Source organism: Acidaminobacter hydrogenoformans DSM 2784 (genome assembly GCF_900103005.1).
GTDB classification, from domain to species: Bacteria; Bacillota; Clostridia; order Peptostreptococcales; family Acidaminobacteraceae; genus Acidaminobacter; species Acidaminobacter hydrogenoformans.
Genome location: NZ_FMWL01000004.1, coordinates 1 through 11844, shown reverse-complemented (window position 1 = coordinate 11844; position 11844 = coordinate 1). Strand labels below are relative to the sequence as shown.

Annotated in this window: 10 protein-coding genes; 3 read left to right on the top strand and 7 right to left on the bottom strand. The window is 46.6% G+C overall.

The window, feature by feature from the left end:
* Window positions 1-93: 93 nt before the first annotated feature.
* Window positions 94-1347 (bottom strand): 4Fe-4S dicluster domain-containing protein, encoded by a 1254-nt coding sequence (locus BLP63_RS05230; RefSeq protein WP_092589860.1) that lies wholly within the window; start codon window positions 1345-1347, stop codon window positions 94-96.
* A gap of 412 nt (window positions 1348-1759) precedes the next feature.
* On the opposite strand from BLP63_RS05230, the gene BLP63_RS05225 reads away from it, so the two are divergent.
* Window positions 1760-4072, top strand: a complete 2313-nt coding sequence (locus tag BLP63_RS05225) for a PEP/pyruvate-binding domain-containing protein (protein ID WP_092589859.1) — start codon at window positions 1760-1762, stop codon at window positions 4070-4072.
* Between the two features lie 19 nt (window positions 4073-4091).
* Entirely contained in the window at window positions 4092-4811 is a 720-nt protein-coding gene (locus BLP63_RS05220; protein ID WP_170829303.1) for a glycerol-3-phosphate acyltransferase, read from the top strand.
* A gap of 135 nt (window positions 4812-4946) precedes the next feature.
* On the opposite strand, the gene BLP63_RS05215 is transcribed toward BLP63_RS05220, so the two are convergent.
* The 3 genes from BLP63_RS05215 to BLP63_RS05210 form a co-directional block, all read right to left on the bottom strand.
* Window positions 4947-5351, bottom strand: coding sequence for a GFA family protein (locus BLP63_RS05215; RefSeq protein ID WP_092589857.1), 405 nt, complete (start codon window positions 5349-5351; stop codon window positions 4947-4949).
* Window positions 5352-5381: 30 nt separating this feature from the next.
* A complete protein-coding gene (locus tag BLP63_RS17170; protein WP_278278123.1) occupies window positions 5382-5513 on the bottom strand; it encodes a hypothetical protein in 132 nt (43 codons plus the stop codon).
* A 278-nt stretch (window positions 5514-5791) separates the two neighbouring features.
* On the bottom strand, window positions 5792-7114 hold the full coding sequence (locus tag BLP63_RS05210; RefSeq protein ID WP_170829302.1) for a hemolysin family protein: 1323 nt from the start codon (window positions 7112-7114) through the stop codon (window positions 5792-5794).
* A gap of 247 nt (window positions 7115-7361) precedes the next feature.
* On the opposite strand from BLP63_RS05210, the gene BLP63_RS05205 reads away from it, so the two are divergent.
* Entirely contained in the window at window positions 7362-8567 is a 1206-nt protein-coding gene (locus BLP63_RS05205; protein ID WP_092589855.1) for an ATP-binding protein, read from the top strand.
* A 140-nt stretch (window positions 8568-8707) separates the two neighbouring features.
* Here the strand turns inward: BLP63_RS05205 and BLP63_RS05200 are convergent, their stop codons facing one another.
* The 3 genes from BLP63_RS05200 to BLP63_RS05190 form a co-directional block, all read right to left on the bottom strand.
* Window positions 8708-9241, bottom strand: a complete 534-nt coding sequence (locus BLP63_RS05200; protein ID WP_092589854.1) for a flavodoxin family protein — start codon at window positions 9239-9241, stop codon at window positions 8708-8710.
* A gap of 103 nt (window positions 9242-9344) precedes the next feature.
* On the bottom strand, window positions 9345-10523 hold the full coding sequence (locus BLP63_RS05195) for a M20 metallopeptidase family protein (RefSeq protein WP_092589853.1): 1179 nt from the start codon (window positions 10521-10523) through the stop codon (window positions 9345-9347).
* A gap of 209 nt (window positions 10524-10732) precedes the next feature.
* Window positions 10733-11359, bottom strand: coding sequence for a hypothetical protein (locus BLP63_RS05190; RefSeq protein WP_092589852.1), 627 nt, complete (start codon window positions 11357-11359; stop codon window positions 10733-10735).
* Window positions 11360-11844 lie beyond the last annotated feature (485 nt).

The following is an 11844-nucleotide window of genomic DNA, read 5'->3' as shown; positions in this document are numbered from 1 at the left end:
AGTACTTCCTTATTCGGTGCCTGACACTTGATAAGAAGATGCGAAAAAGAATTCCCACCCCACCCGCTTAAATACCAGCAAATCTCAGCGCGGCTATTTAATCAACTTCGCCAAATACTTTGACCGGATCTGTTCATTGGCCAGCAGCTGTTTTGCGGGCGGCATGGTTAAAATGGCAGACAAAATTGAAGCCAGCACGCGGTGTGAGGCAAGGGCATCATTGTCAAAAATCAAATTTGGCAGCATGCCTTTGTCAATGGCCGCGAGCACTACATGGTGCACTGTATTGACCGGTGTCATCACCCTGCGTTCCCGCCTTATAAGCTCAAGCGCTCCAAAATGACAATTCCGCACACAAACGCCGCATCCCAGACACATTTCTTCTTTCAAACGCAAGCGCTCCGGACTTTTCTCCCGGTCCCAGTCCAACGCGTCAACAGGGCACACCCGAACACATTTTCCGCAGCGCGTACAGTTTTCATGGCTGATTTGTGGCAGATAATTTGTGGTGGCAATCGTCAGTGTTGTGCCAAATTTCTTTGCCGCCAGCAGTGCTTCACAGCAACAGCCACAGCAGTTGCAAATAAACGCCACCTCATTTTGAACATTTTCCCCGACCTGAACCAGATTGTGGGCATACGCCTGATTCAACAGAACCAGACATTCCTCTGACGTAATGCGCTTCGCATACCCTGATCGAATCAGCGAATCTGCCACGTTGCCAAAGGTCATGCAGATCTCCATAGGTGCGTCGCACTGCTTCCCCACATGAGCCATCTTGTGGCGGCAATAACAGACCCCCACGCCAATGTGCGCCGCACCTTTGATGACCTCCGTGGCGCGCTCATAATCCATAATTTCGAGCATCTCCGGTTGAGAAAGCGCAGGCTCATTGACAAAGGCCCTGACAATTTTTGTGTCTGTATCAAAAAACAGCGCTCTGATAAAATCCTCTTCAATGTTCATGTATTGGTAGAGCAATTGCCCAAGACTGTGCTGATCAATGTCCTCCCGGATCCTCATCATGGAAAATTCAATGAAGCCTGCCATAGGCGGCGGTAAGATATAATAGGTGGTCTCCCCTTTAAGGATGTCCACCAGCAGTGCCCGCCTTGCCAGGCTGTCCAGGATTTCAGCGGCTTCATGGGCAGACATTGCCCAGCGCTTCGCTGCAGTGTCCGCGGTAAATGCGCGAATGGGCAGCTTTGAAATCAGCTCCGCTTCCCTTTCATCCAACAAAATGCCCAAAATTTTGTACAGGGTTTCTGAAGGCGGTGCCCCCTGTGGAAATTTATTTAACCGCGCGACAAGATTTTCATAGCCGTTTTTTGCAGTGAGATGGCCCATGATTGCCTCCTTCAATGCGTTTAATTTTTAGCCCAGGTTGTTTTGGTACGCCTTGAAACCATAATAAGTAGAGCCAAGACTTTGCCGATGGTTCCCATTCCCCACCCATCATCTTCTTTGATCTGTACCTGTCACGCTGAGTGAAGATGATGAAGTTGTTTTTGCTGAGATCGTGTGATTGCAGACTTTACAAATTAGTTTTACGTTAGCGTTCCAAAAATCGTACCAGGTACGGGCACGGTACGGGCCCGCATCAGGAAACTCAATATTCTTGAGGGTTGGGTGCAGCAAAGGGGTAATATTTATATGAGATTCCGGCAAATTGCATTATTCGCAATTGCTTTATAATTCATAATGAATGTCTTGTTGACGAGAAAAAAATGAATCGAGATGCCTGAAAGGTGTGATTTAAATGGCCAGACATTACATTTACTCGCTTTCCAGTAGAAGGCTGCACCCTTATGCAGGCAGCAAGGCAGTGAATATTCATTTTTTAGTGCGTCAAGGAAGGGCGGTTCCAAATAGCTGGGTCATCATATGGACGGCCTGCGAGGATCATAAAAAAGACAGTCATGTTACACTGATGACCCTTCGCAAAGAACTGCTCAAACGGATTGATCCAAACAAATTTTATGCGGTGCGTTCTTCTGCCTCTGTAGAAGATTCAGGTGATTTTTCTTGTGCAGGGCTATTCAAAAGCTTTCTCCAAGTACAGGGAATTGAAAATATTCTTAATTCTGTTGTTAATGTTTGGGCATCCCTGGAGTCCCCAGAGTTTAAGGCATATTGGAATTGCATTATGTCTGAGGGTAAAGTTCCACGTATGGCCGTCATCATCCAAGAAATGGTACAAGCTCAGTTTTCTGGGGTGGTTTTCACTAAAAATCCTGTAACGAGTTTGTCTGATACGATTATTGAAGCGGGTGCTGGTCTGGGTGAATCACAAATTCAGGAGCGTCGGGATCCGGACCGTTGGGTAAGCAAGTGGGGCAAATGGACTCAGAAGCCTGAAGAGAGTGAAATGAGCGAATCGCTGGCAAGAGACATTGTCGAACAAGCCACCTCTATTGCCAGAAAGTATAAGCGTCCAGCGGATCTGGAATGGGCATGGGATGGTGAAAAGCTTTATTTCCTTCAAGTTCGCCCAATTACAAGACTGGATATTCCGGTCTATTCCAACCGAATTGCACGTGAAATGTTGCCAGGGATTATCAAACCTCTGGTATGGTCCGTTAATACTCGATTGATTAATCCAACTTGGGTCAATATTTTAACTCGACTTACAGGAAACCCTTCATGGGACCCTGATAGCCTAACGGGTTATTTTTACAACCGAGCCTACTTCAATATGGGCATTTTTGCACGTGTGTTCGAGCGTTTGGGCTTGCCGGGCGAGGCTCTGGAATTATTATTTGGATTGGAGAAAGATGGACCGGAAAAACCCCATATGCATCCCGGTTTCGGAATAATCCCGCGATTACCACGACTATTTGTATTTGCATTAAGTTTTATTGGGATTCACCACCGTCTCCAACGCTTAGTTAAAAACAAAAAAGTTGCCTACGATAACCTGATCGCAAGTATGAAGGCGGACCTGAAACCGGAAGACTGGCTGCAAAAGGCTTCGTTGATTTTTGATGAGACACAGGAAGTGGCTTACTATAATATAATTATCCCCTTATTGGCCATGATGCACTATCAATTGCTGGCTGCCCTTTTGAAGCAGTATGGTTATGATGTTCGCATGCTGGAGCTTGAGGGGAGCAGGGAAGCTGCCTCAAAATATAATCCTCAATATACCTTACAAGCGCTGCACGCGTGTTATTTTGAAAATGTGGTAAGCGATCCGGATGGCGCCTATCCATTGTCTGATGAACAAGAGGCGCGTTTGAAGCAGGATATTGACAAGTTTTTGGAAGTTTTTGGACATTTCAGCGACAGCGGGAACGACTGTTCCAGTGTTCCATGGCGAGAAACGCCTGAACTGATCCGGCGCATGATTGCAAGACCACAGCAGGCGGTAAAAAACGGACATCCATCTTTGCGTTTCAAAGATCTGAAGATTCCTTGGATGCAACGGATTATGACAGGCATCATTTACCGGCGTACAAGTCGATTTGCTGTTAGCCGTGAAGAAATCAGTTCCCTGTATACCTTTGGATATGGCCAATTTAGAACTTGTTTTATCAACATTGCTGAACAGTTGGTCGCCGGGGGCGTCATTGATGATCGGGAAGACATCTACTATCTGCATTGGGATGAGCTCATAAAGCTTTTTGAGAACCAGCAGTCAGCACCACAGCAGGACTTGGTTTCATCGCGGCAAAGGGCTATGGCGTTATACCGCAGTGCTGTTTTACCAGAGATGATCTTGGGATCTGAGCAGCCACCAGTAATGGTTTATGTACAGGATTCTTTACGGGGTATTCCCACCTCTCTTGGTGCTTACTCAGGTCCGGCAAGGGTGATTCAAGGCATTAACGAATTTGAAAAAGTTCAGGATGGAGATGTATTGATCATTCCGTTTTCGGATGTTGGATGGACGCCACTGTTTGCTAAAGCGGGGGCTGTCATTTCAGAATCAGGCGGCATGCTGTCCCATAGTTCAATCGTCGCCCGGGAATACCGCATTCCTGCTGTTGTATCCGTCGCGGGAGCTTGCCGCATTGAGGACGGCGTTCAAGTCGCCGTCAATGGTTACACCGGCGATGTTGTTTTGTTATAAAGTAGGGGAGGACATTCTCTTGGCATCTCATTTAATCTTCATACTGACAATCGTTTGTGGATATTTGATTGGCTCAATATCATTTGCCCGCATTGTGTTTGCAATTTTAAAACCAGGTGAGCCTCTGACCTTGATTCGTACACCCACTACAGATGCTCAGGCTGAACTGGTCTCCCATGCTGTAGGCGCAACTAATGTTATGATTGCCTTTGGCCCACGTTGGGGCATAATGGTCAGCGTTCTCGATGCTTTAAAAGCATTTTTGCCAACTTTGATCATAAAGATCATGATTCCTGAGGCTCCTTACTATTTGTTGGCAGCAGTGGCGGTACTGGTTGGACATCTTTGGCCAGTCTGGCACCGGTTTTCAGGCGGGGGCGGAAATTCAAGCATCATGGGGATGATGCTGGCCATCAGCCCCGTGGGTTTGCTGGTGACCCATGCTGGCGGGATGCTGTTTGGGCGTTTCGCTCCCATGTTTTCTTTTGTAGGTGGGGTTGCTCTAACGATCCCTTGGTTCGCTTTTCGCAATGGTCTATATAGTCTGGAAGTGGTTTTTGCGCTGACCATCACCATTCTGTACGTGTTGGCAGAGCTGCCGGAGATCATGCAGCTCAGGAAATTGACACGACAAGGTCATACCCTGGATAACAGGCATGTTGTCTCAATGATGAAAAAATCAGTGAAGATCGAAAAACCTGGAAATCATCATGAGGATCAAGGCTCTGAATCTGAGTAGGCAGGCTCATTTTGGCGATCTCCGGATTGGTGCCTTAAAAAACCATCGGCATCCCCTCTTTGATCCCATAATAAACCAAAGCCAAAACTCTGCCGATGGTTCCCATTACGCACGCTCCACTCATATCCCTAATTCTCATTCATTTGGGAGCTTTTCAAACTTTGGTACGTTCTCAAGCTCAGTATCCCAGTTCGCTTTTTTTGAATAATAGATATGTGCTTGCGGCTTTATGTTCAAATCACCGTCAATACTTCCCGCAGGAACGACCAGCAATTTTCCATCCATCTGAATATTTGGCAAAGCAGATCCACAATTAAGACAAAAGCTTTTTATATGTCCCCTTGAACGAAAATTGAAGGTTTTCGTTTTTTCTTGACCAGACAGCCATCTTAACTTGGCTGTGGAAGAAAATAGGTTGGCGGCATGCGCTGAACCAGTATCTTTGCGACATAGCCCACAATGACAAAGATAAAAATTTTCAAAATCTCCTTCTATCTCGAACGTAACTTCACCGCAAAGACATGATCCTAAATATTTCATAACCAGCGCCTCCTCTTAATGCGTTCATTGCTACTCATCAGGTTCCCTGTACCCCGTCATTTCCTCATCCACCCAGTCCTCTTCCACATAGACCATGCCTTTTCGTCCCTCAACCCTCCGCTTGGCTAATCCCAACTGAAAATATGGATAGCCGGTTTTCAAGCTCTCCCTCCATTCTCACCGCGTACCCTAAGTAAGTATGCGAAAACTGGTCAAAAGATCTGGTTAGCCGTATGCGCGGCTGAACGGAACTAATTTTTCCTTCAAAACGCAGTTTATCCATGGCTATCTCAGTGCCTTCAGTGCATAAAACTGGGGGCGTCAGCATCAAAAATCAAAGATATTTGCCGATGGTCACCCTCTCACCCACCTGCCACAACACGGCTTCCTTGTCTTGTCTTCCGGCAAATGCTCAAGCCGGCCCAGTCCCCCACCAAAAATTACGCTTCCCCACGATCCATGACCTGAATAATCATTTTCTCAATGCGTTTATCCGTCACCTCTACAGCTTGAATCAGCAAATGCTCAAATTCCACTTGACTCACTTGCCCTTTTGGCGGAATATTCCCAAACAAGCTGATAAAAAAACCATTCATCGTCTCAAATTCCTCCACTGGCAGCTCAACCTCAAGATATTCCTCAAGCTCATAGAGACTGATCATGCCACTGACCTCAAAGGTAGATGGATCAATTTGCTTAACTTCCTTGTCCTCTTCTTCATCATATTCATCATAAATATTGCCAACGATTTCTTCTACCAGGTCTTCCAAAGTAATCATTCCAGCCGTGCCGCCATATTCGTCTATGACAATGCCTACATGGGTTTTGGCTGCCTGTAGGTCGACGAAAAGCTCATCAATTTTCTTCTGAATGGGAATAAAGAACGGCTCCCGCATATAGGCTGACAATTCAAAGGTCCTATCAGCATCCACTTTAACCAGCTCCAGCAAATCAAGCAAATCCTTGACATGCAGGATGCCAATAATATTGTCAATAGTCTCCTCATAGACTGGGATTCGAGAATACTTCTTAACTTTTAAAACTTCTATTAGCGCCTTTAATTCAGTGTGTGCCGGTATACCGACAATTTCCATTCTGTGAGTCATAACGTCTTCCGCAGTTTTATTATTAAACTCGAAAATGTTGTTGATCATTACTTTCTCATGCTTTAGAATAGAACCCTTTTCTTCTCCAACATCCACCATCATTCTGATTTCTTCTTCTGTAACATGCTCATCAGGGGCATGCGGATCAATGCCAAACAGCCTTACAGAGAAGTTTGTAGAAGCAGTAAGAAGCTTGACGAATGGGTTTGTAATTTTTGACAATAGCGTCAATGGTGTCACTACAAAAAAGGCAATACCCTCAGCTTTTTTCATGGCGACGCGCTTAGGCACCAATTCGCCGAACACCAATGTAAAATAGGATAAAATAATGGTAATAGCAAGCACGATACCCGCTTTTAATACAGCTTCAGAGACAGGCAAATTATAAGCATCCAAAATAGCAACCAAAGGATCAGCAAAGGATTCAGCTGCTAATGCGCTGGCCAGAAAGCCTGCCAGTGTAATGCCAATCTGAATCGTCGCCAGGAAGCGGCTGGGTTCACCCAACAATTTCACTAAATGTCTGGCTTTCTTATCCCCTTTTTCAGCCATAAGCTTTATTTTATTGTCATTTAGAGAAATCAAAGCCATTTCAGAAGCAGCGAAAAAAGCATTCACTGCGATTAAAATAGTTAAAAACACAAGTTTTATGATCAAATCCTCATCCCTCCAGTAAGATGTCATGGCGTTGTTGACATCTTACTAACATTGTACCCGCCCAGCATTCCATCACTCTCAAAACATTAGCAGAGTTGAATTCTAAAATCGTGCCAGCCGCACGAGAGACTGCTCAAAAATGCTGCCGATGGTCACTTCGCCTCAGTCTCTCTTTTTTTAGGTTATAACCGCAAAACAATTGATTTTCAACTCAAAAACAGGTATAGTTTAATTCGAGGTGGTGGCTATGAAGCAACGAGAATTATACCTTAATAAGTTAATCCAATTTAAAGACAAGCCGCTCATTAAAGTTATTACCGGCATTCGACGCTGCGGTAAATCCACTCTGCTGAGCTTATTTGAAAAGCACTTAATTAATGCCGGAATTTCAAAAAATCATATTATTCGAATGAACTTTGAATCCTTTGAATTCGACGAGATCACTAATTATAAAGCACTGCATGCCTATATCCAAAAAAGACTTACGAATTCAAAGGATAGACATTATATTTTGCTTGATGAAGTGCAGCAGGTGCCTTCGTGGGAAAAAGTAATAAACGCATTTCTCGTGGATGCAAACGTTGATCTCTATATTACCGGTTCAAATGCTTACTTACTGTCCTCAGAGCTTTCGACGCTGCTTTCCGGAAGGTATGTGGAAATTAAAATGCTGCCGCTATCCTTTAAGGAATATCTGGACTTCAATGCTGTGGACCTCAACAAGCTTGAAGATGCGTTCAGTGATTATTTGAAGTATGGTGGTCTGCCAACCATTGCAGATCTTATGGACCGACCGGAAACCATCGGCCCATTTTTGGAGGGCATTTACAATACGGTGCTCATAAAAGACGTCATGGAACGAAACAACATTCGAGATGCCGCACTTTTAGAAAGTATTTTGAAATTTATTGCGTCAAATATTGGCAGTGTCGTTTCCACGAAGAAAATCAGTGATTACCTGACCAGCAGCGGAAGAAAGACAACCAGCGAGACCATTGATAATTATCTGAAGATGCTTGAGAGCGCTTTCATTGTTTATAAGGCAAATCGTTACGACCTGAAGGGCAAAATGTTTCTCAAGACGCTGGAAAAATACTATCTGGTCGACCAGGGGATCAGAAATCAGCTCACGGGGCTTCGAGACACGGACTATGGACACGTTTTGGAGAATGTCGTTTATTTGGAGCTTCTGAGGCGTGGGTACGAGGTGACCATCGGCAAAATTGGTGCTTTGGAAGTGGATTTTGTCGCGACGAAGCCAAACGAAAAGGCCTACTTTCAAGTCTGCGCAAGCATCCTGGATGAGAAAACCCGAACGCGGGAGCTGCGGCCTCTCGAAGCGATCCCTGATCATTACCCAAAGTTCATTCTCACCATGGATAAAAATATCTACAGCGACTTTTCCGGGATCCGTGTGATCAATATTATTGAATTTTTGATGGCGACTGAGTGAAAAATGGCAATGCTATCAACAGGATTGTTAATATGTGGAAGCCTCGTTTCAAATGGAGCCCATTATCTTGAATTACGATAATGGGCTTTTTTGTTTAGCGGATTACTCCAGCAATCCATGAAATTTATTTTTCATTCATCTCACGCCTTACCCATCCTCCGCGCCTTAACCAGCGCTTCGCTCCCTTCAAGATCCCGCGGCACACCCGCGCCAAGGGCCAGGATTTCTCCTGCGGCTTCCCAGTTCAGATACCGGCAAATCGTCCTGTAATGGGCTACCAGTGCCTCCATGGCCCATGGATCCTGATCCGCGCCAGCACTGATCAGATAAACCTTTTTAGACGCTTCAAGCAGCGCCGGATTAATGGCATAGAACCGGTCCACAGCCCGCTTGAGCTGCGCAGTCATCCCAAAATAATATAGCGGCGTCACCAGGACCAAAGCCTCTGCGTCCAGCAAGTGCTCGCGAATCTGGTTCATATCATCCTCATGGACGCAGCTGCCGCTGATAATCCTGCAGTGATCACACCCCAGGCAAGGCTCAATTTTCAGCTGCGCCGTATCAAAGCGCACGATTTCATGACCAGCCTCTAAAGCACCAGCGCAAAATTCATCTGCCAGCAGCGCCGTGGTGCCCTGGAGATGCGGGCTGCCCGTTAACATTACTATTTTCATGGGGTTGACCTCCTTCTTGCGTTCATTGCCACTCATCCGGTTCCTTGGCACCGAGATACCAAAATCGCGCCTGGCATCGAGATAATTCAGTGGCAGATGGTATCTATAACTCCAAAAACCCAAGTGCCGCGCTCACCAGCGCCGCGACGCCAAACTTCATGGCGTTCTCGTCGAACGCTACTTTAGGATGGTGCAGAGAATAGTCATAGCCCGCTGCTTTCGAGCCCGCGCCAATGTTCAGATACAGGACTGGAACCTCTTCCCCGTAAAAGGCGAAATCCTCCGAGCTCATAAATTTATGCTGGTAGTCCCTGACTTTGTCCTCGCCAAGTTCTGCCTGGATAGATGGCAGCAGCTTCTGCGTGAGTGATGCATCATTGATCACTGGCGGCAAAAATACGCCGGTTATAAAGGTGGCTTCAACCCGCAGGGCGGCAGCCAGCGCTGTGACAATCTCCTCGATCCGCTGGATGGCGTATGCGCCGACTTCTTTTTTAAAGAACCGTATGGTGCCGGACATCCGCCCGCTTTGAGGGATGACATTGCAGGTTTTCCCAAAGGCGAATTCCCCGATGGTCATCACCATCGGCTCCTGGGCACTGATCTCGCGCATTTTGACGGACTGCAGAGCCTGGTAGATCTGCACCGCAGCGTAAATTGGATCAATGGCGTTCTCAGGTGCGGAGCCATGGCCGCCTTTTCCGGTGATCTGAATCTCAAAGGGAATGCTGCCCGCCATGACCGGTCCACTCTGACCTATGATGTCGCCAGTCTCCAGAAATAATCCCGGCACAACGTGAAGACCAATAACTGCCTCGACCTTAGGATGCTCGAGAACGCCCGCCTCGATCATCTTCTTCGCCCCCATCAGCCCCTCTTCGTCTGGCTGAAACATCAGCTTCACACAGCCCTGGAGCTCCGCCTCACGCTGCTTGAGGAGAATTCCGGCGCCCAGCAGGATGGCGGCGTGGAGATCATGACCGCAGGCATGCATCTTGTTTTCATTGGCAGACTTATAAGGGAGGTTTGTCGCCTCCTCAATGGGCAGCGCGTCCAGATCCGCCCGCAGCATGATCGCAGGGCCTTCCGTGCGACCGATTTGAGCAAGGATGCCGCTTCCCGCGACGATCTCGTAAGGGATTTGGTGCTGTTGCAGTACCGCCGTGATTGTCTCTATAGTTGCAGGCAGCTCGAAACCCAGCTCCGGCTGCTGGTGCAGCTTGCGTCTTATGGCGACAAGTGTTTTAAAGAGTGCTTCAATGTCCTGATCAAACTTTCCCATAATGCGCCCCTTCCTTTCAAATTTACCTGTTATTGTCACTATTTAAGGAACTCAAACACTTCAGAAATAATATGGTTTTAGGGTTATACCCATAAATTATTCGTATTTCTTAGTCTTGTTTAGGTTTAAAGCTTAAAGATTAATCTCAATTTGACGGCACATGTTGTCCACGAGCTGCTTCGCCCGCTGCCCCCATACCTCAATCCCCGCTACTCATCCGGTTCCCTGTGCCCCGTCATCTCCTCATCAACCCAGTCCTCTTCCACATAGACCATGCCTTTTCGCCCCTCAACCCTCCGCTTGGCCCCAGCTTTGTAATGCTTGCAGCTCAGCGGCCCGTAGCAAAAGGTTTCGTCTCTGTAGTCCACGCGTCCCCTGGGATCCCACTGGTCAATAATGATCTCCACCGCCATTCGCACACCCCAGCAGCAGCTGCTGCATTTTGTATCATAAGTCCTTGCCGCCAGCCGTCTGTGCCCCCGCTCCCTGTAGATCTCAAGCTCCGGTGCGATAAGTTCCCAAGGCTCTGAATGGCTGCCCGCCTCACCCACAGAAACCACTTGAAGCTTTGAAACTTTGTAAAATTCAACCGGCTCCAATGACGGATCCGCCACCGGCAGACACGACCCGGAAATGACATCATTCACTTTTAGCTGATGCTTCGCCTGCGCCGCTTTGCCAATCCCAACAGAAAATGTGGATGGCCTGTTTTCAAGCTCCCCCTCCAGTCTCACCGCGTACCCCAGGTACGTATGCGAAAACTGGTCAAAAGATCTCGTTACCCGTATGCGCGGCTGAACAGAACTAATTTTCCCTTCAAAATGCAGTTTGTCCATGGCTTTCACAGCTCCTTCAGTGCCTAAAACTTGGGGCGTCATCATCAAAAGTCAAAGATATTTGCCGATGGTCACCCATCTCCAATCAAGCTTCATTGGATTTATTTCTTTTACGAATTCATCCGGGATAATCCACCGATATCATCCGGTTGTAATTCACGAAATATTACGGTTGATATTTCCGAAAACATTGGGTTGTTTATAATTGGCCTATTCAGTTCCCGGGATTGGTGCTCTTATTGTCCGAGATATCTGATCTACCTCACCGTGATTACCACTCGACGCGAACGAAATATTCAATTCCTACTTTTATTAAGCTGTTTTTTTATTTTAACTGAACGTGCCAAAGTCACTCTCAACCGTGCCTTAATTGTCAATTTAGGGATGAGTTGTGGAGCTGTACTTTAGTTTGTGTTAAATTATGGAAGTCGCATCTCTTATAAAACCCATTATCATGGACAATGGGTTACGGTTGAATTGTAAAA

What these genes read in the sequence shown, in the direction of transcription:
- BLP63_RS05230 (WP_092589860.1), bottom strand. Translation starts at nt 1,347, where the DNA reads ATGGGCCATCTCACTGCAAAAAACGGCTATGAAAATCTTGTCGCGCGG.
- BLP63_RS05215 (WP_092589857.1), bottom strand. Translation starts at nt 5,351, where the DNA reads ATGAAATATTTAGGATCATGTCTTTGCGGTGAAGTTACGTTCGAGATA.
- BLP63_RS05195 (WP_092589853.1), bottom strand. Translation starts at nt 10,523, where the DNA reads ATGGGAAAGTTTGATCAGGACATTGAAGCACTCTTTAAAACACTTGTC.
- BLP63_RS05205 (WP_092589855.1), top strand. Translation starts at nt 7,362, where the DNA reads ATGAAGCAACGAGAATTATACCTTAATAAGTTAATCCAATTTAAAGAC.
- BLP63_RS05200 (WP_092589854.1), bottom strand. Translation starts at nt 9,241, where the DNA reads ATGAAAATAGTAATGTTAACGGGCAGCCCGCATCTCCAGGGCACCACG.
- BLP63_RS05190 (WP_092589852.1), bottom strand. Translation starts at nt 11,359, where the DNA reads ATGGACAAACTGCATTTTGAAGGGAAAATTAGTTCTGTTCAGCCGCGC.
- BLP63_RS05225 (WP_092589859.1), top strand. Translation starts at nt 1,760, where the DNA reads ATGGCCAGACATTACATTTACTCGCTTTCCAGTAGAAGGCTGCACCCT.